Raw genomic sequence first — 23267 nt, 5'->3', positions numbered from 1 at the left:
TCTATCCTATCTCTAAGCTAAGATGTATTGAGAGATTGTTACGCCTTACAAGCATAGTAAAGCTGGCACCTTACAAATTTTATTCACAGCCTTTATTCACAACTTTTATTAACTCTTCTGCGCTATGTCCTACGATACCCCTCGCATTGCCAAAGTCCACCGCAAAACTGGCGAAACCGATGTCACCGTGGCGCTTAATCTGGATGGCACGGGCAAGGGCAATATCAATACTGGTATTCCCTTTCTCGATCACATGCTGCATCAAATTTGTTCCCACGGCTTAATCGATCTTGATATCCAAGCCACTGGCGATTTACATATCGACGATCACCATACGAATGAAGATGTGGGCATTGTATTGGGGCAAGCTCTGGGGCAAGCGTTAGGCGATCGCAAAGGAATTAACCGTTTTGGTCATTTTGTGGCTCCTCTCGATGAGGCTTTGGTGCAGGTTGCCCTTGATTTTTCTGGTCGTCCCTATCTGGTCTATGGCTTAGTGATTCCCAATCAGCGAGTGGGGACTTACGACACCGAGCTAGTCAAAGAGTTTTTTCAAGCCGTAGTCAATCATGCCCAAATGACTCTACATATTAGGCTTTTAGAAAGCGGTAACTCCCACCACATCATCGAAGCAGGTTTTAAAGCCTTTGCCCGCGCGATCAAAATGGCGATCGAGGTAGATCCCCGCCGCGCCAGTGTAATTCCTAGTTCTAAGGGCGTTTTATAGGATTTGATATTTGCGGCACAAAGCACCGCAAATATCATTAACTTGAGTTCGGGATAATTTAAAACGGGATTTAAGAAAGGGTTTGCGTAGCAAACCCTTTCTTAAATCCTCAAAGTAAAAGCCTTGCTACGCAAGGCTTTTACTTTGGGATTTGAAAATTTGCCAGCCTAACCCGAACTGACGTTATGATTAGGCGATGCTGTTGCGTTTTCGCGATTCCTTATAGGAAGTGGTCACATTGCGCAAACCAGATTTCACCATTTGCTGTTCTAAAATTGCAAAAAAACGACGACGATCGCTACCTGTCACTACCGCTTGATTGTGTGCTTCTGCTAACGCCACAGGGTAGCCATAGCCCTTTTGTACTTGAGAGAGAATAATTTGTAAAGCTTGCGATCGCAGTTCTTGATCTAGCGCCGTCCAAGCGGGCATTTCAATTCTGGCGATCTCCGTGCCCACATGGAGGTAACAGAAATAAATTTGATGCTCGCCATATTCCTGCAAGATTCTGGCATGGCTTTTCCATAAAGGACTGCATTCACCGACCTTGAGTAAGCGATTCCATAATGTTCCATCGCGCAAAGGTTGGAGCTGACTGCATGGCGCAGCATCAAGGATCTGTTCGGAACAGTGGATATGGCAATCGGGGCGCTCAAAAGGACAGAGTTCTAATCGTAAAAAGTTAGTAGCTTCAGCAGCGCGAGGGGCACTAATATATCCTGCTAGGGGAATCTTCTCAGCCTTGAGGAGATCCCAAGCCTCAAGAATATCGGGCAAAAGTTGCGCTCTTCCTTCAAGGGGGACTTCATCTAGTTCCCAATGGATTAATGCGCCATCGGTGAAGGCAAGGATTGGCAAAGATGGCGATCGCGTTTCGACAGCTAAGTCCGCTAAGGCGACAGTTTCTGCCACGGTGCGCTTGAGGGTCATCCATTCCTCGGTTTGGATTCCCCATTGCCGTGCTTTATACAGATCTTCGGGGCGATAAAAGACTTCGGGTAAGTTGTCCAGTAATGGATAGATCCCAGAGTTATAGTAAATGGCAACTCTACCGATATTAATCAGATAGCAATAGGCGATTTCGTGACGACTAGGGGCAATTTGCGAACCATCCGTAGCGATTACGATATGAGGGGCAGAAATGGGGGCGATCGCTTGAATTGCCTCTAGAGGCTCAACGGGTTCCGCACAATTAAAGGCAAGGCGATCGCGGGACTGTTGGCTGTTTTGACAGAGATGAGCTTGGTTGGCGGCTGCTTGATGAAAGATAGTCTCAGCGCGATCGAGTTTGACCGTCAATTGCTTAGCTTCCTTCTGCAATTGCTCGGACATTCCCTGCATCTGTCCCATTAATTTCTGTACGTCAAGCATAAGCTCTTATTTAAATTTTTAAGAAATTCATCAGTCATCCTAACATTTGAAGAAGTAGCTGTAAGTGAATTTCCCAAGCTGACTTATTAAGCATTTAGATAATCGACAATATAATTAACAATCGTTTCATTAAAAACAACTTCAGGAATTCTTGGATCGTGGCCTGAAGCTCCCTGATCTTGTGGGTTACTGGTTTTCCTAAAAATATTTCTTTGAGCCAATGAGTTAACAAGCTTTGATTACTTGTGCAATCTCTTGAGCTGTAAGATCATCTTCCCAATACTTTCCATGGGCATCAAATAAAGCGGCATTAATTGCTGCACCAATCCATGTCAATGACTTTCCATTTAAAACTATATCTTTTAGATCGATGCACCTTGCTGCGTGTCTTAATACGTTAAAAAGTATGGGATCTAAGGGATTAGCAATGAGATCCGCAGGATGAATGAAATTACGCCACGGCAATCGATTTGTCCCTCTTTCTTGATAAAGATACTCAAGAATTAAGCGAAGACTAGGCGTTATAGTATGAGATGAACCATATGAAGGGTAGAGCTTATCAAAAATACGCTCTTCATGATCTAGCGGATCTGGTTGTCTATCTGCATCTGTCATTAACAAACTGAAAATTGTGATTGGTGATCCCATTGTGTGAATACTGGAGAGATGAAAACCCTCTTTATACTGTCCATTATTACCCTTTAAACCAAAAACTCCATTTCTAAGTAGTAAAGCGCTATTTTGGTCTGTACTATCCAGATTATCCCAGCGAGACGAGAACAGAATATCAAACAAAATAACAGTACCCCAACTGTGAGTAATCAGGTGAACATGATCTTTCTTTTTGGGATCTGAATCAAATTTGTAGTCTTGTAATCCATTTGCGATTTGTTCTTTCAATCTATTGGCAACGTCAAGCCCCACATGTCGGCTAATATAAAGAGCAGCATCACCAGCAAATCGTAAAACTTGTGATTTGCGTTCATCTTGGAAATCTAATTGCTTGAATGCATCGGAATGATTAAAGGCATCAATAACTTCCTGTTCGTGGTACTCATTGACATCACCCCAGAAGCAAAAGATTGGTTTAAGATCGCATTGGGTTAGTCCTTCTTTGTCTAAGTCTCTGCGAATGCCACCGAGCAATTTTTTATAAGACTTCTCAGTATCTTCCTTATTGCGATTGTTGACACCATGGTTGAAAATTAGATAGTGGGTAGACATTATTTTTATCTCCTTCCTTTAATTACTCTATTTCTGGAAGATTGCGCAGACTCTACAGAATTACGTGTATCTCTTATATTGTAAGTACTTCAGCATAATTAAAACCCTAAAAACTGCGGCACACGCTGCGCGTGCGCCGCAGTTTTTAGGGTTTTATATTAATTAAGCCAACTTACTTATTCACCTGTTCGGATCTATCAGTTCTACTCCTCAGATTAAGTATAATTATGCGTTAACGAAGTGGAACAATTCTTACCTACTTCGCTAACGCACTTTACTGACTAGATTCTATATTTAGCCTATCAGGCGGTGACTGCTGTGTTAGAGGGATGTCCTAAGTTAGCAACTAAACTCAATGACTGTGCGTAGCTAATAGGAATTTCAAATCTGCCAAGGGATATATGCTGCGGACTATCTGGTTTGTAATGCACCCAAAATGTTAGATTAGGCTGAAAATTTATAAACGCAACGCCGAAGCCTTCAAAGCGATAATCTGTGTTCCCTTTCAATCCATCAAATGCAGGGGGTAACCCCTTAACAATGCAAGCCTGATTTACCTTGCTTCTAAATTGATCTGCATCACCTAAGATCTTTAGGACTATATCAAGTGGATTCATATTATTGATCCTCAAAGCTAATGTGTTTTTCTTAAATCAAGAAAAGTTAGTTAGGAGAAAATAAGGATTTTAATTTCTAATAAGGCAAAAATCTTTTTTCTTATCGCTAACTTGTTGTTAGATTAACTTGAATAACCTATGCAATGACATGATGATTTAGGTAAATAAAATTGCGTTAACCCGCAAATAAAATAACTGGTATTGGCATTGAGAAGCGTAAGGTATTTAGATAGAATGTGTCGAATGATAGAACTTTTGATTATTAAGATTTGTGTTCATTTCGATAGCCTAATTCTTAATCCACATCATGCGATACAAGAGATATGATTCCCCATAAAGCATGGCAACGTAATGCCAGAATGTCTTGGCTTTTGCACATCATTCTGCTGGGTAGTTTTGGAATTTTAGGCGTGGTCATGTTTTGGGCGCAACTTCACGTTCCCATCGTCATTCCTTCGCTGATATTGGTTGCTATAGGGCTGCTAATTCTTTTTGCCTTAAGACTAAATTGGCAGAAAAACTTAATTAATGAGCAGCAATGCGAACTTGATCGCCTGCACGCAATCGAACAGACAGCCGTGATATCCCAAACTCGTAAACTACTACATCGTATTGCGGCTGACATCCATGATGGACCGCTCCAAGAACTGAAGCTAGCGATGGATCAGCTAGAATTTTTGCAAATGAATTCTCCCGATCTAGATTTCAATCCCATTCTCGATCGCTTAGAAGATTTAGGCGATCGCCTCCGTCAACAACTCAACCAGACCCGCGAGCTTGCTCTAGAAATTACGCCCGATCTTCGCGAAGGATTGGGCATTGGTATTACTAAAAAACTGCAACATTTAGTTGAGTCTGGGGAATTGAAACTCCAGATCGTTCAAAATCTGCAACCGCTAGCCGAATCGCAGTTAAACAGTAGTTGGCTTGAAGCCCGTGAAGATATTTATCGTTTTTTTACCGAGGCGATCGCCAATGTTATCCACCATGCTCAACCACCTCAAGGAACTGCCACAAAGGTTAAGGTGATTTTAAAGCAGCAAGATCGGCTATGTACGATGATCGTCGAAAATGATGGTGAAATATTAGATCGCTCCATATTTGAACTTACGGCTCAAAAACGACAGCGTGGCGGTTATGGGATGAAGCTAATGCAGGCGATTGCTAATGACTTGCCTAACGGTATATTTGAAAGAATTACTTTAGTTGAAGGGGGAATTCGCGTTCAACTAACTTGGCATTTGTTGCGTAGTAGTGAATAATTCGGATATATCTAATAGGCGAACTAATGCAAATCAGTACAGCCGACTCTAAGCCACTCCTATTTCTGATTTTAGAGGATCACCCTGAAGTGGCTCAGAATAACTGCTTGTTTTTGCAAAAGCTAGAACCATCAGCTCGTTGCCTTATCTTTAATAACCACACAGATGCATTAGAAAGGATCAAACTAGAAACACCCGATTTAGTTACCGTCGATTTACTATTTGGGACATTGGCGGGAGAACAATATGCGGTATCTAGTTTGAATTTTTTACAGCAGGTTTTTCAGGACTATCCCTTACTAAATATTCTGATTTATACGAGTGAATACAATTACTTAAAACCATTAACAAATTTCATGGGTCGTCACCAAGGTGGATTTGTGGTGGTTAGTAAAATCGAGCGACGCAAAGCTTTTTTAGAGGGAGCGAGACATGCCCTAGAAGGTAAGCTAGAAATACCCAAGGAGCTACGCCAATTCCTTGAATTAAGCGATCGCGAACTTCTGGTGTTATGTTTGCTTTGTAAAGAGTCCCTAACCGATAAGGCGATCGCGCAGCGACTAAATTTATCGCTCAAAAGTATACAAAACTGTGTGTTGCGGTTAAAGAGCAAGCTAGATATTGATCACCTTGATGAAACTATTACTAGTCCAAGAGTTGCACTCTGTATGCAAGCCATGCGCCGAAAAATCATTTTGTGACCAACCTCTCATATGGGTATTCTTAAGCCGCTCCCAGAAGTGATTATCGCCTGCGTAGCAGGCGATAATCACTTCTGGTTTTTTGCACTAAGACATCAACCCCAAGAGAAGAGTGGCGATGCTTTGCACCGCCACTCTTCTCTTGGGGTTTGAAATAGTGGATGCGCCTCGCGCATCCATTATTTTAGTCATCGTTATTCTTTGACGGCAGCGGCGGCGCGTGCAGCGGCGGCTTCATCGGGATGAATGCCCAAACGAGTGAGATTAAAGCGTCCGCGATTATCAACTTCGCGGATCTTAATCAAGACCTCATCGCCAACAGCAACTTCATCTTCGACTTTGCCCACACGACCTTCGGCAAGTTGCGAAATATGTACCATTCCTTCCTTTCCTGGAAGGAACTCCACAAATGCGCCAATGGGAATGATGCGCGTCACTTTACCGAGATATACATCGCCCGAACCGACCCGACGAGTCATGTTTTCGATGATGCGTTTGGCTTTGAGCGCACCATCTCCATTCATCGAAGAAATCATTACTGTGCCATCATCTTCAATATCAATCTTGGCTCCAGTTTCCTCCGTAATTCCCTTGATGTTTTTACCGCCAGGTCCAATGATCATGCCAATTTGTTCGGGATCAATCCGAATTGTCAATAATCTTGGTGCATAAGGAGAGAGTTGAGGTCTTGGTTCAGACAGCAATTCCAACATCTTGCCCATGATGTGAGCGCGACCAGTTTTGGCTTGCATGATGGCTGAGCGTACGGTTTCCATAGAGATGCTGGTGATCTTCATGTCCATTTGCAGCGCGGTAATGCCTGAGTCCGTACCTGCCACCTTGAAGTCCATATCGCCAAGAAAATCTTCAATACCTTGGATATCGGTGAGGATGCGAACTTCATCGCCTTCCTTAATTAGACCCATTGCTACACCACTTACGGGTTTAGAAATCGGTACGCCTGCATCCATGAGAGCCAAGGTGGAACCGCAAACGGAACCCATGGAAGTAGAACCATTGGAGGACAATACCTCAGAGACTACCCGTAGGATGTATGGGAATTTATCCTTGGGCGGTAAAACAGGCAACAAAGCGCGTTCGGCTAAGGCTCCATGTCCAATTTCGCGACGACCAGGCGATCGCATTGGTTTTGCCTCGCCAACGGAATAGGGTGGGAAGTTGTAGTGATGCATGTACCGCTTCTTCGCGTCGGGATGCAGATCGTCTAGCTCTTGCGCATCTCCGGGCGTACCCAGAGTAGCGATCGAGAGCACCTGAGTTAAGCCACGATTGAATAAGCCGCTACCATGAACGCGAGGAATTACACTCACCTCTGTCCAAATCGGACGTACTTCATCGAGCTTGCGCCCATCGATGCGGACATTCTGCTCGATGACTTGCAAGCGCATCAGCTTTTTGGTGAGTTCCTTGTAGGTGGCGCTAATTACCTTCTTGTCGGCAACCAATTTAATGGGATCTTCATCGGGTAAAGCGGCGATCGCTTCTAACAGATCGGCTTTAATCGCATCGAGGGCAGCATCGCGGACATTACGATCTTTTTCGCAGCTAGCGACAACTTGAGCGACTTTATCTTTGACAGTATCGGCAATAAAGTTTTCTAGGGTAGGATCGGTAACGGGCTCAGTGAGGTCTGGGGGCGCGATTCCTAATTCTTGAATTAACTCAAGCTGAAATTTGATCAGTTCTTGTACTGCTTCATAGCCAAAGTCGATCGCTTCGATCATGTCTGCTTCGGGCAGTTGATTGGAGCCTGCTTCTACCATGATGATGCCTTCAGCAGTACCCGCGACGACAAGATCGAGATCGCCAGCTTCAACTTCAGCATAGGTAGGGTTGATAATGAATTCATCACCGACCAAGCCAACCCGCACTCCTGCCATGGGTCCCATGAAGGGTAGCCCTGCAACCATAGCGGCGATCGATGCACCAGTAACGGCTAAAACATCGGGAGGTACTTTTTCGTCAATCGCCATCGTGGTAGCGACAATTTGCACATCATCACGCAACCAATTAGGAAATAAAGGACGCATGGGGCGATCGATCAGGCGGCAAATCAGCGTTGCCTTTTCAGGAGGTCTACCTTCACGACGCAAGAAGCCACCGGGAATGCGTCCTGCTGCATACAGGCGCTCTTCATAATCAACAAGCAGAGGCACAAAATCAACTCCATCGCGAGCAGGACCTCTGGTCGCTGTCACTAATATTGCAGTCTCACCACACTGGACTAATACTGAGCCACCAGCCTGAGGTGCAAACGTGCCAATTCTTAATTTAATTTCCCTGCCATAAAAAGGGATAATTTTTGTTACGGCATCCATCTATAATCTACTTCCGTTTTGACTTTTTTCTCGTTATATATCTCGCAATGTTAGCATTGATGTAGTAAGGTCTGCTGTTTATTGGATGCGAACGGGGCAAAAAAAGGAAATATACGCTGCGGAAACACCTCTAAATCTTCATTATTGGCGATCGCATGTTAAAAATTAAGAAATTTAAATCCTGTCTAGCTATTTTGATTATTACAATGAGTTCAAGAATCTAAGCCCATAATTTTAAGCTGAGAATTTTAAGCTCAGAATTTTGCTTGGATTTAATATCTCATATCCGAATTACAGTGCTAGGTAGGAATTATGTTTAAGACTGTTTTATTTCCTTTAAACAGAAGTCAAGAAACCCGCCAAGCTGTAGATATAGCGATCGAGCTAATTCAAAAGTATCAGGCGGAGCTATATGTGCTATCAGTGATGGAACCTGATGGCGATCGCCAATCATCACAGGATCTGATTCAAGAGGTTCAATCCTATTTTTCGGCGGTGAACATTCCTGTAAAGACTAAAATTGCTGAAGGTAAAGCAGCCTTTGTAATATGTGATTTTGCGGATGAAATTAATGCTGACCTAATTATCATGGGCTCGCGAGGGGTTAGCCTTGCGGAGGAACATCCCGATGATAGCGTGAGCCAAAAAGTGATTAATCTCTCACCCTGTCCCGTATTAGTCGTTCCTTAGAACAAGAATTTCCTATTATCCCAATTCCCAAAATGGCGTTGCCATTTTGGGAATCTCAAAACCTTACTGTGTTTGGTGTTTAATTCACAAAAGTGTTGTCACACTTTCGTGAATTGGTATTATAGCTATAGTCCAAACGCAATAGAGAGTTGCGGCGCGAAGCGCTCCAACTCTCTATTGCGTTTGATGTCCTGACAAAACGTCAGTTCGGGTTATACCAAAACACAAAATGGCTACGCCATTTTGTGTTTTGGTATTAGGCTAGGCGATGGAGTATTTGATGTATTGCCATCGCTGTCCAATCAATATCAGCTTCATTATTAGATTTCCCAAGGGTCAATCGGATACTATTTCGAGATTCTATGGGTGAATATCCCATTTCTAATAGGATCGAACTCGGTTCGCTCTTACCGCTACTACATGCAGAGCCAGAACTGATCGCTATACCCGCAAAATTCATTTCGCGGACAAGGCGGCGACCATCGATATGTTGATGATAAAAGCTGAGGTGGTGGGGTAGTCTGTCATTTCCCCGCATACCCGTAGGGACTAGTTCGGGAATATCTGCGAGCAAAGCATAGAGGCGATCGCGTAGGTTTGCCAAACGCCGAGACTCGGCAATTAGTTCCCCCTCGGCAAGTTCGGCAGCTAACCCCAGCCCTGCGATCGCCGCAACAGCCTGTGTTCCTGAACGGTAACCTCGTTCTTGTCCGCCGCCTTGGATGAGGGGAATCAGCGATCGCTCATTTGTAATGAGAGGTGCAATGAGCGGATTGATATAAAGCGCTCCGATCCCCTGCGTTCCATAAAACTTATGCGCTGAAAGTGAAAGCAGATCGATGGGTAAAACTTGGACATTGATCGGTATCTTACCGATCGCTTGGACGGCATCGGTATGGAATAGTACATTGGCATGACGGCAGATTTGCCCTAATTTCTCAATTGGTTGGATCGTGCCTACTTCATTTTGGGCTGTAATAATTGAGACGAGGACAGTATTAGGACGGAGCGATCGGGCAAGCTCCGCAGGATCTACTTGACCTTGACGATTGACAGATAATCGGGTGATTTCCCAGCCATGTCGTTCGAGGTAGTGAGCTGGTAGACTTACGGCTGAATGCTCGACCGACGAGATGATCATGTGCTGTGGGGTACAGTAATGCCGTGCGATACCGAAGATCGCCATGTTATCCGACTCAGTACCGCCAGATGTGAAGATGATACCTTCGGGATCGGCATTAATCAAGCTTGCCACCTGCAAACGAGCCCGCTCGATCGCCATCGTCGAACGTTCCCCCCACCAATGTAGGCTGGAGGGATTGCCCCATTGCGATCGCATTACCGATGCCATCAGGTCGATGACTTCGGGGCGGGCAGGGGTTGTAGCACCATGATCTAGGTATATTTGCATAAAACAATTTTAACTGTTATGGCGTTAGTCAGTTTCATAGAGTCGTTGTTCTAAGTAGCTAAGCGCAATTAAATATAAAGCCCAAAAAACATTGACGTACGCTGCGCGTACGTCAATGTTTTTTGATCTGGATTTTAGCTACTTTTTAATTATTAAGAAAGGGCAAATAGTTTAAAGGCATTATTTGTCGTTTGCTCAGCCAAGACCTCTAGTTCCATAGTGCGAAGTTTTGCCAAGCTTTCGGCTACATGCAACACATAGGCAGGCTCGTTACGCTTACCCCTTTTAGGTACAGGTGCGAGAAATGGGCAATCGGTTTCCACCAGTAGGCGATCGCTCGGTACGATCTTTGCCGATTCATGCAAATCAACTGCATTTTTAAAACTGACCACGCCGCTAAAGCTGATATACATCCCTAAATCTACAAACCACTGCGTTTCTTCAGGATTCCCCGCCCAGCAATGCATCACGCCACGGATCGGCTCACGGGGAGCTTCCGCATTGATTTCTTGCAAAACTTCACGGGTAACTACGGAGGCTTCGCGAGAGTGAATAATCACTGGCAGGGATAGCGATCGCGCAGTACGAAGCTGGGATTTAAAAGCTTCAACCTGAGCGGTTTGCTGATCGGACTTAAAAAAATCTAATCCAGTTTCGCCAATGGCTACTACTCGGGGATCGCTGATGGCTAAGGACTTAATGCGATCCCCAATCTCAGGCTCCCACCCCAACTCATTTAAACTTTTATCGAGGGGATGTAAACCAACGGCAAAACTTACCTCAGGAAATCGATCAGCGATCGCCTGAATTTGTGCAAACTCATTAGGGCTCACGCAGGAATGTACGAGTCGGGTTATTCCATTGCGCTGCCAGCGATCGCGTACTGCCTCAAGATCGGACTGAAAGTCTTTGAAGTTGATATGCACATGAGTATCTACTAGCTGCATAGAATAAAAACCTAGAAAACCAAAAACATTAAAATTTGTAATCCATACATGTAATACGTAGATGTAATTCATACATGTACGTATTACATGTTAAGTCATAAAAGTAATCCATAAAGCAGCGAGAAAATTAAACACCTCCCCTAAGTAGTATTAATTTTCTCGCTCCTAATAATCACTTAAGCCATCTGATGTTTTTGCGATCTCAAATTTATTGTCAGATATCAAAGGTAAATCAAAGTTTAAAGTGATATTTCAGACTGTATAAATTTAAGAACATCAAACAGAGACTTATATTTGAGGATATCTAGTTATTCTTCGTTATCTTCGGATTGATCATTTTGCAACTGGATTAGGTGAATATGCTTGTAGCCAAGCTTAATTTCAAACTCATCACCTTCATTTAAACCCATCGATCTTGTATAGGTAGAACCGATCACAATTTGACCATTTTTATGGACGCTAACCCGAAACGTAGGTTCGCGACCACGACCATCTTTATTCTGTTCAGGGTTAATCGCAAATCCCCTAGCAGCAAGTACTGCCTCATAAAATTCTGTCAAATTAACGCGATCCACCCCATCTTTTCCGCGAGTGAAATACCCGCATTTTTTAGCTTGCTCACGCTTGGGCAGGTTGTTTAGCTCTTTTGCTTTTTGAAGAAGCGCCTTTCCTGTTAAAGGAGAAGTTACAGTATCTATCATAGGATTATCAGAAATTTCAGGATTTCAAAATTTAAAACTTCTCTCTAGGTAATAGGAGAAATTTTGCAAGTCTTGAGATTTTAACCTACATGGAATTGCTTTCTTATTGTCGTACATTTTTAAACATATTGAACATAATTTTCAATAAGATTTAAAAAATATTTTAAAACATACTAGTAAATTTTAAAAATGTACATTAAATAATACAAAACAATTCAGATAATCTATGGAAATATGAAAAAGGGATATCTCGATGATGCCTTTTTCTTGGGGATAATTGTTACAATAAAAATTGTTTAGATACTTTTGAACCAATTTTTAATTAAATTCGTCTAAATATCAATTTGTATAATTGAAGAGGGGATATTTTTTAATATATGGGATACAAATGCTCTTAATGGGTTGGCTAACTCAAACTTGACACTAGTTGGCGACATCTTTCTTCACCCATATAGGTGATTTATCCCCATTTGTCGTCAGGTAAATATATTTACAGAAGTCAACTTACTTCAGGTTGCACTTCTATAAATAAAAAAAGTGTAAATAATATAGGTTTGCTATAAGATTTGCAAATATTATGCAGCGATGCTAGATATTTTAGGGTGTTTTAGATTGTTGGCAGTGCAGATAAAAGGAGGCTTTTCAAAAGCCATTTAGGATAGCTAGGTATTTAGGGTTAATTAAATGCAATCCCAAAAATAACAACTGACAATCATAATTATGAAAAGAGCTTACTCCTACGCCAATAGCATCTATATAAGTAAATGGGCGCGATTAAATATAAAACCCTTAAACCTGTAGCGCACGCTGCGCGTGCGCTACAGGTTTAAGGGTTGATTTGTAATTATGTTCAGCTATTTAGGAGTCCTAAATCATTTATGAGAAAAAATAGGGCCTCGAGATTGCTTAGCGATTTAGGATTGCCACATCTTTGAGGTAGTTCTAAAAAATCAAGGATTTATATAGTAAGGATGGGCGGCGCTTCGCACCGTCCATCCTTAGCTATTTAGCTTTTGATGGACAGAATAAAAACCTAAAACCTGCAACGCACGCGCAACGTGCGTTGCAGGTTTTAGATCTGGATTTCAATTATGCTGAGATACTTATTAATTTATTAATTTAGTTATTAACTTGGGTTAAGTCTTGGCTTGTGCTAAGTTGTTACCCCAAACACGAAAAGTAATTTTAATAGTTTGATGGAGTAAGTTTATGAGCGCACAGGATCGAGTCCCCGTAGGTATTATTGGTGCGTCAGGTTATGGTGGCATTCAACTGGTTAGGTTGCTGCTGGAGCATCCATCGGTGCAGGTTACCTATATGGGTGGTAGTGGTTCTGTTGGTCAAAATTTTGCGGATCTATATCCGCATATAGCCCATGCTGTTAATTTACCCATTGAAAATCTTGAGCCTGAGGCGATCGCCGATCGCTGTAAAATTGTCTTCCTGTCGTTACCCAATGGCTTAGCTAGTAAAATTGCGCCGAGACTACTGGCGAAGGGGTGCAAAGTCCTCGATCTATCCGCAGATTATCGCTTTACCGATTTGCAAGTCTACGAATCTTGGTACAAAGAATCGCGAACTGATAGTGAAGTTAATAGTAAGGCTGTCTATGGATTGCCTGAAATCTATCGCGATCGCATTGCCACTGCTGACTTAGTAGGCTGTGCAGGTTGCTATCCGACTGCAAGTCTATTGGCTTTGCAGCCATTGCTGAAACAGGGCTTAGTCGATCCTAGTACCATTATTATTGATGCCAAGTCAGGGACATCAGGGGGCGGTCGTCAGCCTAAAACCAATCTATTACTAGCGGAAGCGGATGGATCGCTCGGAGCCTATGGTATTGCCAGTCATCGTCATACTCCAGAAATCGAACAGATCTGTAGTGATATGGCAGGGCAAGAGGTATTAGTTCAATTCACTCCGCACCTGATCCCGATGATTCGCGGTATCCTTTCGACGGTATATGCAAAATTACGCGATCCTGGATTGGTTAAAGAAGATGTATTAACGATTTATAAATCTTTTTATCGCAATTCAGAATGGGTACAGGTTCTACCCAAAAATATCTTCCCCCAAACTAAATGGGCGTTAGGTACAAATCTCTGTTATCTCGGTGTAGAGGTCGATGAGCGGACTGGGCGAGTTATTGTCGTTTCAGCGATCGATAATTTGATGAAAGGTCAAGCTGCTCAAGCCGTGCAATGTATGAATATTATGATGGGTTGGGAAGAGTCGCTAGCTTTACCAAAACTGACTTTCTATCCTTAGTTTTGATCATCCCTACGCTGCTCATTCTTAACCATTTAAGTAGTTAGGCGCAATTAAGTATAAAACCCTAAAACCTGTGGCGCAAGCTGCGCTTGCGCCACAGGTTTTAGCTCTGGATTTTATAGCTGCCGCTAACTGGATCAGGACATAATACCAATTCCCAAAAGTGTGGCTACACTTTTGGGAATTGGAAACCAAACCCAGTAAGAGTTTTAAAATCACAAAATGGCGTAGCCATTTTGTGATTTGGTATAAAACCCCAAAGAGAGTTGCTGCGCTCCGCGCAGCAACTCTCTTTGGGGTTTTGATTTTGTCCTAACCAAACTGGCGGCAGCTATAATTACGCTGAGGTACTTAGGAAGAGAATGGCAAGATAAAGGTTTAGAAACCATTTAAGAATTGGATAGATCCCCCCCAGCCCCCCTTAAAAAGGGGGGAGAATTAAATTCTTCCCCCTTTTTAAGGGGGATTGAGGGGGATCTCTTAAAGCTTTTGACCGCAGAAAGTAATTCTTAAATGGTTTCTTAAGTAGCTAGGCATAATTAAAAACCAAAACCAGAGAGCATACCGTCCGCGCAGCAGGCGGTATGCTCTTCTGGATTTTAAGTTTACTTATGCCTAGCTACTTAGTGTTAACTATTCCTAGTAAATGACATTAAATGACAGATACAGTTAGAATTTTAGGCGAGCAAGGACTGCTGAAAATTTTTCGGCAGTTTTGTAGTGCCGTGGTGGGGGATGATGCTGCTCCGATGGGGGCAACCTTGCCAGAACATCAAATGGTTGTTACCACGGACATGCTGATCGATGGCGTGCATTTTAGCGATCGCACGACTAGCCCTGAAGATGTTGGTTGGCGGGCGGCGGCTGTGAACTTATCAGACTTAGCAGCAATGGGGGCTAAGCCTTGGGGTTTAGTCATGTCAGTAGGATTGCCCCCTGATACGGAGGTTGCTTGGATTGAAGGTGTCTATCGAGGCTTTAGTGAATGCTTGCAACGCTATGGCACGGAGCTAGTAGGTGGTGATACGGTGCGATCGCCTGTTCGGACATTATCTGTAACAGCCTTCGGTCAAGTGCCTAAGGATCGGGTCATTCAGAGACATACCGCTAAGGTGGGTGATGCGATCGCGATTACGGGTTGTCATGGACTTTCTAAGGCAGGTTTGGAAATTCTATTTAATGACAGTTTAAAAGAGAAGTTATTAGCGCCACTGAAGGTTGGTAATCGTATTCTGGCAGGGAAAGAGTTAGTACAAGCAATCTGTCGCTATCATCAGCGACCAATTCCCCGTTTTGATGCGATCGCTTTATTGAATAAGCTACTCAGGCAGCAAAACTATTTAAAGGATTTTCCCGTTTCGGGCATGGATAGCAGCGATGGCTTAGCCGATGCGATCGCCCAAATTTGTCGAGCTAGCCATGTTGGAGCCAAGATCTATTGGCGATCGCTACCAATTCACAGAGCGGTAAGGACTTTGGCAGGCGATCGGGCGCTAGATTGGGTCTTGTACGGTGGGGAAGATTTTGAACTGGTCTTATGTATGCCAATGGATTTAGCAGTGCAGTTTGTCAATCGATTATCTGGAGCGGTGATTATCGGTGAAGTGATTGAGGGTAATCAAATTGATGGGTTAGAAATGCGATCGGCTTTTCAGCATTTTGATTAAGCAATACCAATTCCCAAAATGGCAACGCCATTTTGGGAATCTCAAAACCTTACTGGGTTTGGTGTTTAATTCACTGAAGTGTTGTCTCACTTTCGTGAATTGGTATAAAACCCAGAAGAGCATACCGCCCGCGCAGCGGGCGGTATGCTCTTCTGGGTTTGTGTTTTAAATCAGCATATTGACTCTCCCCTTAGGGTAGACGATGTAATTACAACAAGAGGTTTATGAGGTCAACGAAATGCTCAAAATTGGAGACTTTTCTAAGCTCAGTCAGGTGTCTATAAAGGCTCTGCGCCTCTACGACGAAATGGGATTGCTCAAGCCAATCTCCGTTGATCGCTTTACAGGATATCGCTTCTACTCTGCTAGTCAATTACCTCGGCTCAATCGCATTCTCGCATTTAAAGATTTGGGATTTTCTTTGGAACAGATCGCTCGACTGTTGCAGGAAGAGATTTCCATTGAGCAAATGCGCGGTATGTTGCGGCTAAAGCAAGCCGATTTGCAGCAGCACATCGAGCAAGAGCAATCTCGACTGGTAAGAGTAGCTGCCAAACTCAAACAAATTGAACGGGAGCATGTTATGTCTGATTACGAAGTTGTGATTAAAAAGATCGAGCCGATTACCGTTGCTTCGATTCGCGAAGTATTACCCAATTACTATGCGATCGCCGAGCTTTTCCAAGAGCTCTATCAGTATCTTGCTCAACAGGGGATTACCAAGTTTGAGTATGACACTGGTATCTGGCATGACTATGGTTATAAGGATAGTGATATTGATGGTGAAGCAGTTGTGGCTGTACCGCCTTCGGTGAAAGGTAACGATCGCATTAAAATTTACGAACTACAGGGCTATGAAGCGATCGCCTGTTTAGTTCATCATGGCAGCTATAGCGGCTTGTCTACTGCGTATCAGCATTTACTAACTTGGATTGAGAATAATGGATATCGCTGCATCGGCGCAAACCGTGAGTTCTATATTCAAGGTGGAGCTGATTGTGATGAGGAATCCTACATTACAGAAATTCAATTCCCAGTCGAGAAAATATAAATTATGCCAATTCCCAAAATGGCGCTGCCATTTTGGGAATCTCAAAACCTTATACCAATTCCCAAAAGTGTAGCCACACTTTTGGGAATTGAAAATCAAACCCAGTAAGGGTTTTAAAATCACAAAATGGCGTAGCCATTTTGTGATTTGGTATTACTGGGTTTGGTGTTTAATTCACGAAAGTGTGACAACACTTTCGTGAATTGGTATTACTCTTCTTCAATTCCAAAAACTTGATTGAAGGTTTTGAGAACTTTGTAGCCCGTATCAATGGATTCGAGGGGATCTTTGCGCAGACGGTGGCGGAGACATAGACCAATGACACGCTTGATGTCATCTACTTCTACTTCCTTGCGACCTTCAAAAGCAGCGATCGCTCTAGAGGCTCGATTGCTCACAATATCGCCACGCAGACCATCAACATTCAACTCCGAGCAAACTCTGGAGATATTCAGGCGTAGATCGTGAGGGATATCAACTTCACCGAGAATTGTTTGCGCTCTCACGATTTTAGACTGGAGTTCTTCCTGTTGAGATGCATAGTCTTTGAGGAATCCGTGAGGATTGCTATCAAAATTAGTCCGCTCTTCAACCACACGTACCCGTAGTTCTGGCTCGCGGACAGTGCGAATTTCCGCATACATCCCGAAGCGATCGAGTAATTGAGGACGTAATTCTCCTTCTTCAGGGTTGCCCGATCCGACCAAGACAAATCTGGCAGGGTGGCGGATGGAGATCCCTTCCCGCTCAACGGTATTCCAGCCCGAAGCGGCTGAGTCTAGTAATACATCGACGAGGTGATCGTCGAGGAGATTCACTTCATCAATGTAGAGAATGCCACGGTTAGCTTTGGCAAGTAGTCCTAGTTCAAAAGCTTTGACCCCTTCCGATAGAGCTTTTTCAATATCGATGGTTCCGCATACACGGTCTTCGGTTGCACCGAGGGGTAAGTCCACCATGATTACTTGCTTGGTGCTAACGGGTAATGTTTCACCATCAGCAATACGGCGGCGCACTTCTTCACTTTGTAAGTCGCCATCGGTGGGGTGGCTGCTAAAGGGATCGTCTGCAACAACTTCGATTTCGGGTAGGAGGTCGGCAAGGGCGCGAACGGTGGTGGATTTGCCCGTACCGCGATCGCCCATGACCATCACCCCACCGATTTTGGGATCGATGACGTTGAGCAACAGGGCGAGCTTCATTTCTTCCTGTCCGATCACAGCGGTGAAAGGAAATACAGGTCGTCTCGTCGTTACAGTTGGTTTAATGGGAGTAGCAATCAAGGTTTTTTAAATTTTGGATCGATAAAATTGTCACTCTAGCCAATATACAGCTTTTCATCTACCATCTTCGGGAAAATCATGGAAAGACTACTAAGTAGCTAGGCATAATTAAAAACCAAAACCAGAGAGCGTACCGCCCGCGTAGCGGGCGGTACGCTCTTCTAGGCTTTAAGTTTACTTGTGCCTAGCTACTTACCAATTCCCAAAATGGCAACGCCATTTTGGGAATTGGTAAGTAGCTGTTGCAGCGCGAAGCGCCGCAACAGCTAGTTATTGTTTAATGACTCTAGCTGTAAAGAGCGATCGCCTAAGCCTTATTGGGGGACTTCGTGGCTTGAGCGAGATATTTCTCTAACTGCTCCATGGCAAGCATCAACTGTGGGGTAGGGTCTATCGCGACTAAACCATCTTTCATCTTTTGCCAAATCTCAAAATGCAAGTGGGGACCAGTTGCCATACCCGTACTACCGACTAAACCAATCACCGTCCCCTGCTTGATTTCCTGACCGGGTTTAACTAAGACTTCAGACAGGTGGGCATAGCGAGTTTCGTGGGTTTCTCCGTGGGAAATGACGACGATTAAGCCATAGCCACCCAGCCATCCCGCTATTTCGACACGACCGCTAAAGGCTGCAATCACAGGTGTTCCTTCGGGGGCTGCCAAGTCTGTGCCTTGGTGAAAGCGGACTTGCCCCGTAACTGGATGCACGCGAGTTCCAAACAAAGAACTAATGGTAGTCGGCGCAATTAATGGAAACAACATGCGCTTGTCGCCATTGCTAGGCAAGCTCATGGCAGCAATTTCTTGGGGGGTGAGGCGACGGACTTGGATGGAGTTATCCCCAGATGCGGCGGCGTAAAGAACATTACCGTTTTGGTAGTACTTTTGTTTAGAAGCGATCGCGACTTCTGGAGCGCAGAGATTGTTACTCCGTCCTGAAATTTCACTAGCTCTTGCCTGACAACCATTGGAGCGATTTTCGAGAACAATTTCGACGGGTTGCGATCGCTTGACATCAGTTTTTGAACCCGATTTTGATGAAACTGATGAAACTGTAGATGCGGACTCGATATTAACCTTCACGGAGTTTTGGGCAGAGTCTTTATAGCCAGAATTTCCTACGGCTTGATTGACTGGCGCTGAATTTGGGGCAGCAGTAAAGTTACTTTTACCTTCAATTTCGATTGTAGTGGGCGCGACAGGAGCGACCCGAGGTTGGGATTGAGTTGCGGGGGTGGAAGGTTGGGATACTGCGATATCAGGTGAGATGGCGGATTTGTTAGCGGCATATGCAGAGCCAACTAGAACATAGTTATTTGTGGAGAGGCAAAGCAGCGTTGCTAGGGTAATTGTCGAGATTGTGGATTTGCGCATATTTTAAGTCTACTGATAGCCGACAGAAAAGTTTTGGGGCTGATAGATCGCGTTTTGGGAATTTCCCTCCCATCTTACTACCAGTTCGCCTGTTGGTCTAATGTCGATTATTTCTCCCTGAAGTTCCCGACCATCAACCATTTGGCGCACTTTTTGGCGATCCAGCATCTGTAAATATTCCGCCAAAATGCCCACCATTCCTTCCTGTTCGCTGCGAGTTTGTCCCAGTTCAAGCCCTGCCAGCACCACCTCAATGAGTTCGTCCATGCTCGATAAAGTTGTCGGCAATTCGCCCAGAGCGATCGCTCCTTCAGGTACTTGATTTGTCCAGTTAATACCGATCCCCACTACTGCATACAGAATTTTCCCCGCCTCAATTCTTGTCTCAGTGAGGATTCCTCCCAATTTGCGGCGATCAATTAACAGATCATTCAGCCATTTGAGCTTTACATTTGCCCCAGTGGCGTTAAGGGTCTTGGCAATTCCCCAAGCTGACCAGAGTGTAATTTGATTTGCCTGTGATGCGGCTAAGTTAGGCTGCAAAATTACCGACATAAATAAGCCCCCCAAGTCGGACTGCCATTGGTTGCCACGTTGTCCCCTACCTTTAGTTTGGCGTTTGGCAATAATGGCTGTCTGGGATGTAACTTCAAGGCGATCGAGCAATCGCCAAGCTTCACTATTGGTCGAGTCCAGCTCTTCGTAGTTGATAACTGTAAAATTCACAAGGTAAAATTCACAAAGTAATATCCACTCAAAAGATAACACCAGATAACACTACGCTGATAGGATAAAAAACACTAGTGTTATTGTCCCGTACAGCATGGATTTTCAGTCGGTTATATTGGCGTTGCAAACCTATTGGAGCGATCGCGGATGTTTGATTGCCCAGCCCTACGATATAGAAAAGGGGGCTGGCACTATGAGTCCGCATACTTTTTTAAGAGCGATCGGTCCAGAGCCTTGGAGTGTCGCCTATGTCGAACCATGTCGCCGCCCAACCGATGGGCGCTATGGGCAAAATCCCAATCGCTTGCAACATTACTACCAATTTCAGGTCATCCTCAAGCCATCACCCGATGATGTCCTCGAGCTATATCTAAATAGTCTCAAACATCTAGGTATCGATCCCGCCGATCATGATGTCCGTTTTGTCGAAGATGATTGGGAATCACCGACCCTTGGTGCTTGGGGCGTAGGTTGGGAAGTGTGGCTCGATGGAATGGAAGTTACCCAGTTTACCTATTTTCAACAGGTTGGCGGTTTAGATTGTCGTCCCGTCTCTGCGGAAATCACCTATGGTTTGGAACGTCTAGTTATGTATCTGCAAGGGGTGGATTCGGTTTATGACATCCTATGGCGATCGCACCCAACCCTAGGCGATATCAAATATGGTCAAGTGCATCATCAAGGAGAGGTCGAGCATAGCGGCTATAACTTCGGTAACTTTGGCGGTAAACCACAGGATTCTGACTTGTTATTCCAGCTTTTCTTACAGTATGAAAAAGAGGCAGGGCATTTGTTAGAAGCTGAATTAGTATTACCAGCCTTTGACTATGTTTTGAAATGTTCTCATTCCTTTAACTTGCTAGATGCAAGAGGGGTAATTTCTGTAACCGAAAGGGTGCGCTATATCGGACGCATTCGCAACTTAGCGCGTCAAGTTGCCAAACTGTATTACGCCCAAAGAGAAGCGTTAGGCTTTCCTTTAGGTGCTGAGTTAGGCGTACCAATCTAAAAAGGACGGGCGGCGCTTCGCGCCGCCCGTCCTTTTTAGATTTTCTTGGCTAAGAGAGGGCGGTACGCTCTCTGGTTTTTGTTTTTAATTATGCCTAGCTACTTATACCAATTCACGAAAGTGTGACAACACTTTTGGGAATTAAACACCAAACCCAGTAAGGCTTTGAGATTTCCAAAATGGCAACGCCATTTTGGAAATTGGTATTACTTGCGCTATCGTTCGGAAAAGAATCCCACTAGGCGAATGTTTAATCGATTTAATCGATTCTATGGTTCGGGATGGACAGAAGAATATATTCATGGCTTCCAGTTTGATTTAGAGCGCAAATCTTAGATTGTGAATTGCTTCTGCGATCGCAAATTATGGGTTTTGTTAACGGATACTTTATAAATTGTGACAATCTGTAATGAAAAACGATCCAACGACATAGTATAAACAAAGAAGCTGAAAATTTGAACGAGCTAAACGAGGCTAAATAAATTATTGACTGAGTATTTATACTCGATACAAATATTCAATGATTTATTTAATTTCGTCTTCAATCAAATTATTCGGTCTATTTAAAAATATAAATTTTTCTAGTTTGTGTTAACTACAGATTAGAACAACTGCTTAGACTAAATATCCATTGATGGGCTTGCCCTATCACAGTCTTTTAAAAGACACTTAAACACATTTGGAGATAAACGTAACATGTCATTAGATGTATTTGCCAAGGTAGTATCCCAAGCTGATTCGCGTGGTGCATACCTCACTTCTTCTCAACTAGATGCATTGAGCGCATTCGTTGCTGAAGGTAACAAGCGTATCGACACAGTTAACCGCATTACCAGCAATTCTTCGACCATCGTTGCTAATGCTGCTCGTGCTTTGTTCGCCGAACAGCCTGCATTGATCGCTCCTGGTGGAAATGCATACACCAACCGTCGTATGGCTGCTTGCTTGCGCGACATGGAAATCATCTTGCGTTATGTTACCTACGCTATCTATGCAGGCGATTCCAGCATCCTTGATGATCGCTGCCTCAATGGTTTGAGAGAAACCTACTTGGCTCTTGGTACTCCTGGTGCTTCCGTTGCTGTAGGCGTACAAAAAATGAAAGAAGCCGCTATTGCGATCGCTAACGATCCTAATGGCGTAACCCGTGGTGATTGCAGCAGCTTGATGTCTGAACTCAGCAGCTACTTTGACAGAGCCGCAGCCGCAGTTTCCTAGTTTTTAATTCTTTTGTTTAACTCGCGTTAATAATTTTTATTTGGAGATATTGTAAATCATGTCGAAGACCCCTTTAACCGAAGCATTAGCTACAGCAGATTCTCAAGGTCGTTTCCTCAGCTCTAGCGAATTGCAAGTTGCTTTTGGTCGTTTCCGTCAAGCAGGTTCTGGACTAGCTGCTGCTAAAGCTTTGACCGAAAAGGCTGAGTCCTTGGTATCTGGTGCTGCTAATGCTGTTTACCAAAAGTATCCTTACACCACCACCACCCCTGGTCACAACTTCGCTTCTAGCCAAACTGGTAAAGAGAAGTGTGCAAGAGACATTGGTTACTACCTCCGCATTGTTACCTACTCTCTAGTTGTTGGTGGTACAGGTCCTCTTGATGACTACCTCATCGCTGGTTTGGCTGAAATCAACCGTACCTTTGAATTGTCTCCTAGCTGGTACGTTGAAGCTTTGAAGTACATCAAAGCAAACCATGGTTTGTCTGGTGATGCTGCTGTTGAAGCTAACTCCTACCTCGATTACGCAATCAACGCATTGCTATAGTCTGGTCTAGAAAACAAAAAGCACCCCAATGGGGTGCTTTTTGTTTTCTGGATTTATTAGTGCCATTTAGCTAACCATAAAACCTGCGGCGCACGCGCAGCGTGCGCCGCAGGTTTTATGGTTT

Annotated in this window: 21 protein-coding genes; 11 read left to right on the top strand and 10 right to left on the bottom strand. The window is 43.9% G+C overall.

Features of this window, described 5'->3' with window-relative positions; translation table 11 throughout:
* The first annotated feature begins 124 nt into the window (after positions 1–124).
* Complete coding sequence (gene hisB, locus PseudUWO310_RS11940; protein WP_009629273.1) at positions 125–727, top strand: imidazoleglycerol-phosphate dehydratase HisB; 603 nt, start codon at positions 125–127, stop codon at positions 725–727.
* Positions 728–916: 189 nt separating this feature from the next.
* Here the strand turns inward: hisB and PseudUWO310_RS11935 are convergent, their stop codons facing one another.
* The 3 genes from PseudUWO310_RS11935 to PseudUWO310_RS11925 form a co-directional block, all read right to left on the bottom strand.
* Positions 917–2098, bottom strand: a complete 1182-nt coding sequence (locus PseudUWO310_RS11935; RefSeq protein ID WP_142601496.1) for a DNA double-strand break repair nuclease NurA — start codon at positions 2096–2098, stop codon at positions 917–919.
* A 225-nt stretch (positions 2099–2323) separates the two neighbouring features.
* Positions 2324–3322 carry a hypothetical protein gene (locus PseudUWO310_RS11930; RefSeq protein ID WP_142601494.1) on the bottom strand — a complete coding sequence of 333 codons (999 nt, stop codon included), beginning with the start codon at positions 3320–3322 and terminating at the stop codon, positions 2324–2326.
* 302 nt (positions 3323–3624) lie between these two features.
* A complete protein-coding gene (locus PseudUWO310_RS11925; protein WP_142601492.1) occupies positions 3625–3939 on the bottom strand; it encodes a hypothetical protein in 315 nt (104 codons plus the stop codon).
* 323 nt (positions 3940–4262) lie between these two features.
* Here PseudUWO310_RS11925 and PseudUWO310_RS11920 point away from each other — a divergent pair, with 323 nt between their 5' ends.
* Together PseudUWO310_RS11920 and PseudUWO310_RS11915 are read left to right on the top strand one after the other, a co-directional pair.
* Positions 4263–5201: a sensor histidine kinase gene (locus PseudUWO310_RS11920; protein ID WP_142601490.1), complete on the top strand. Its 939-nt coding sequence runs from the start codon at positions 4263–4265 to the stop codon at positions 5199–5201.
* A gap of 26 nt (positions 5202–5227) precedes the next feature.
* Positions 5228–5902: a response regulator transcription factor gene (locus PseudUWO310_RS11915; protein WP_142601487.1), complete on the top strand. Its 675-nt coding sequence runs from the start codon at positions 5228–5230 to the stop codon at positions 5900–5902.
* 194 nt (positions 5903–6096) lie between these two features.
* Here PseudUWO310_RS11915 and pnp read toward each other — a convergent pair whose 3' ends face one another.
* Positions 6097–8241: a polyribonucleotide nucleotidyltransferase gene (pnp, locus tag PseudUWO310_RS11910; RefSeq protein ID WP_142601484.1), complete on the bottom strand. Its 2145-nt coding sequence runs from the start codon at positions 8239–8241 to the stop codon at positions 6097–6099.
* Positions 8242–8553: 312 nt separating this feature from the next.
* Here pnp and PseudUWO310_RS11905 point away from each other — a divergent pair, with 312 nt between their 5' ends.
* A complete protein-coding gene (locus PseudUWO310_RS11905) occupies positions 8554–8931 on the top strand; it encodes a universal stress protein (RefSeq protein WP_009629269.1) in 378 nt (125 codons plus the stop codon).
* A gap of 256 nt (positions 8932–9187) precedes the next feature.
* Here PseudUWO310_RS11905 and PseudUWO310_RS11900 read toward each other — a convergent pair whose 3' ends face one another.
* From PseudUWO310_RS11900 to PseudUWO310_RS11890, 3 genes are all read right to left on the bottom strand, one after another.
* Entirely contained in the window at positions 9188–10342 is a 1155-nt protein-coding gene (locus tag PseudUWO310_RS11900) for a cysteine desulfurase family protein (RefSeq protein ID WP_142601481.1), read from the bottom strand.
* Between the two features lie 152 nt (positions 10343–10494).
* Positions 10495–11289 (bottom strand): TatD family hydrolase, encoded by a 795-nt coding sequence (locus PseudUWO310_RS11895; RefSeq protein ID WP_142601479.1) that lies wholly within the window; start codon positions 11287–11289, stop codon positions 10495–10497.
* A 308-nt stretch (positions 11290–11597) separates the two neighbouring features.
* A complete protein-coding gene (locus PseudUWO310_RS11890) occupies positions 11598–11990 on the bottom strand; it encodes an AbrB family transcriptional regulator (RefSeq protein WP_142601476.1) in 393 nt (130 codons plus the stop codon).
* 1209 nt (positions 11991–13199) lie between these two features.
* Here PseudUWO310_RS11890 and argC point away from each other — a divergent pair.
* From argC to PseudUWO310_RS11875, 3 genes are all read left to right on the top strand, one after another.
* On the top strand, positions 13200–14258 hold the full coding sequence (gene argC / locus PseudUWO310_RS11885; protein WP_142601473.1) for an N-acetyl-gamma-glutamyl-phosphate reductase: 1059 nt from the start codon (positions 13200–13202) through the stop codon (positions 14256–14258).
* 659 nt (positions 14259–14917) lie between these two features.
* Entirely contained in the window at positions 14918–15928 is a 1011-nt protein-coding gene (gene thiL, locus PseudUWO310_RS11880) for a thiamine-phosphate kinase (RefSeq protein ID WP_142601471.1), read from the top strand.
* Between the two features lie 238 nt (positions 15929–16166).
* Positions 16167–16979 carry a MerR family transcriptional regulator gene (locus PseudUWO310_RS11875; protein WP_142601469.1) on the top strand — a complete coding sequence of 271 codons (813 nt, stop codon included), beginning with the start codon at positions 16167–16169 and terminating at the stop codon, positions 16977–16979.
* A 209-nt stretch (positions 16980–17188) separates the two neighbouring features.
* Here the strand turns inward: PseudUWO310_RS11875 and bchI are convergent, their stop codons facing one another.
* The 3 genes from bchI to PseudUWO310_RS11860 all read right to left on the bottom strand — a co-directional run bounded on the left by bchI (position 17189) and on the right by PseudUWO310_RS11860 (position 20363).
* Complete coding sequence (gene bchI, locus PseudUWO310_RS11870) at positions 17189–18262, bottom strand: magnesium chelatase ATPase subunit I (protein WP_190315998.1); 1074 nt, start codon at positions 18260–18262, stop codon at positions 17189–17191.
* A 307-nt stretch (positions 18263–18569) separates the two neighbouring features.
* Positions 18570–19637: a M23 family metallopeptidase gene (locus PseudUWO310_RS11865; RefSeq protein WP_142601467.1), complete on the bottom strand. Its 1068-nt coding sequence runs from the start codon at positions 19635–19637 to the stop codon at positions 18570–18572.
* A gap of 9 nt (positions 19638–19646) precedes the next feature.
* A complete protein-coding gene (locus PseudUWO310_RS11860) occupies positions 19647–20363 on the bottom strand; it encodes a biotin--[acetyl-CoA-carboxylase] ligase (protein WP_190315997.1) in 717 nt (238 codons plus the stop codon).
* A gap of 97 nt (positions 20364–20460) precedes the next feature.
* On the opposite strand from PseudUWO310_RS11860, the gene glyQ reads away from it, so the two are divergent.
* The 4 genes from glyQ to cpcA all read left to right on the top strand — a co-directional run bounded on the left by glyQ (position 20461) and on the right by cpcA (position 23143).
* Complete coding sequence (glyQ, locus tag PseudUWO310_RS11855; protein ID WP_142601462.1) at positions 20461–21375, top strand: glycine--tRNA ligase subunit alpha; 915 nt, start codon at positions 20461–20463, stop codon at positions 21373–21375.
* A gap of 165 nt (positions 21376–21540) precedes the next feature.
* The gene (locus PseudUWO310_RS11850) at positions 21541–21711 is read left to right on the top strand and encodes a hypothetical protein (RefSeq protein WP_263363428.1); all 171 of its coding nucleotides are present in this window, start codon (positions 21541–21543) and stop codon (positions 21709–21711) included.
* A 360-nt stretch (positions 21712–22071) separates the two neighbouring features.
* Positions 22072–22593 carry a phycocyanin subunit beta gene (locus PseudUWO310_RS11845; RefSeq protein ID WP_142601459.1) on the top strand — a complete coding sequence of 174 codons (522 nt, stop codon included), beginning with the start codon at positions 22072–22074 and terminating at the stop codon, positions 22591–22593.
* Positions 22594–22651: 58 nt separating this feature from the next.
* A complete protein-coding gene (cpcA, locus tag PseudUWO310_RS11840) occupies positions 22652–23143 on the top strand; it encodes a phycocyanin subunit alpha (RefSeq protein ID WP_055077562.1) in 492 nt (163 codons plus the stop codon).
* Positions 23144–23267 lie beyond the last annotated feature (124 nt).

Origin of the sequence: Pseudanabaena sp. UWO310, assembly GCF_006861605.1 — a bacterium.
Taxonomy (GTDB): domain Bacteria; phylum Cyanobacteriota; class Cyanobacteriia; order Pseudanabaenales; family Pseudanabaenaceae; genus Pseudanabaena.
The sequence above is the reverse complement of the archived record's forward strand: the minus strand, read 5'-3'. Positions and strand labels throughout refer to the sequence as shown.

Coding starts and splice junctions, on each gene's coding strand:
- hisB (WP_009629273.1), top strand. CDS start 125: ATGTCCTACGATACCCCTCGCATTGCCAAAGTCCACCGCAAAACTGGC.
- PseudUWO310_RS11935 (WP_142601496.1), bottom strand. CDS start 2,098: ATGCTTGACGTACAGAAATTAATGGGACAGATGCAGGGAATGTCCGAG.
- PseudUWO310_RS11930 (WP_142601494.1), bottom strand. CDS start 3,322: ATGTCTACCCACTATCTAATTTTCAACCATGGTGTCAACAATCGCAAT.
- PseudUWO310_RS11925 (WP_142601492.1), bottom strand. CDS start 3,939: ATGAATCCACTTGATATAGTCCTAAAGATCTTAGGTGATGCAGATCAA.
- PseudUWO310_RS11920 (WP_142601490.1), top strand. CDS start 4,263: ATGATTCCCCATAAAGCATGGCAACGTAATGCCAGAATGTCTTGGCTT.
- PseudUWO310_RS11915 (WP_142601487.1), top strand. CDS start 5,228: ATGCAAATCAGTACAGCCGACTCTAAGCCACTCCTATTTCTGATTTTA.
- pnp (WP_142601484.1), bottom strand. CDS start 8,241: ATGGATGCCGTAACAAAAATTATCCCTTTTTATGGCAGGGAAATTAAA.
- PseudUWO310_RS11905 (WP_009629269.1), top strand. CDS start 8,554: ATGTTTAAGACTGTTTTATTTCCTTTAAACAGAAGTCAAGAAACCCGC.
- PseudUWO310_RS11900 (WP_142601481.1), bottom strand. CDS start 10,342: ATGCAAATATACCTAGATCATGGTGCTACAACCCCTGCCCGCCCCGAA.
- PseudUWO310_RS11895 (WP_142601479.1), bottom strand. CDS start 11,289: ATGCAGCTAGTAGATACTCATGTGCATATCAACTTCAAAGACTTTCAG.
- PseudUWO310_RS11890 (WP_142601476.1), bottom strand. CDS start 11,990: ATGATAGATACTGTAACTTCTCCTTTAACAGGAAAGGCGCTTCTTCAA.
- argC (WP_142601473.1), top strand. CDS start 13,200: ATGAGCGCACAGGATCGAGTCCCCGTAGGTATTATTGGTGCGTCAGGT.
- thiL (WP_142601471.1), top strand. CDS start 14,918: ATGACAGATACAGTTAGAATTTTAGGCGAGCAAGGACTGCTGAAAATT.
- PseudUWO310_RS11875 (WP_142601469.1), top strand. CDS start 16,167: ATGCTCAAAATTGGAGACTTTTCTAAGCTCAGTCAGGTGTCTATAAAG.
- PseudUWO310_RS11865 (WP_142601467.1), bottom strand. CDS start 19,637: ATGCGCAAATCCACAATCTCGACAATTACCCTAGCAACGCTGCTTTGC.
- glyQ (WP_142601462.1), top strand. CDS start 20,461: ATGGATTTTCAGTCGGTTATATTGGCGTTGCAAACCTATTGGAGCGAT.
- PseudUWO310_RS11845 (WP_142601459.1), top strand. CDS start 22,072: ATGTCATTAGATGTATTTGCCAAGGTAGTATCCCAAGCTGATTCGCGT.
- cpcA (WP_055077562.1), top strand. CDS start 22,652: ATGTCGAAGACCCCTTTAACCGAAGCATTAGCTACAGCAGATTCTCAA.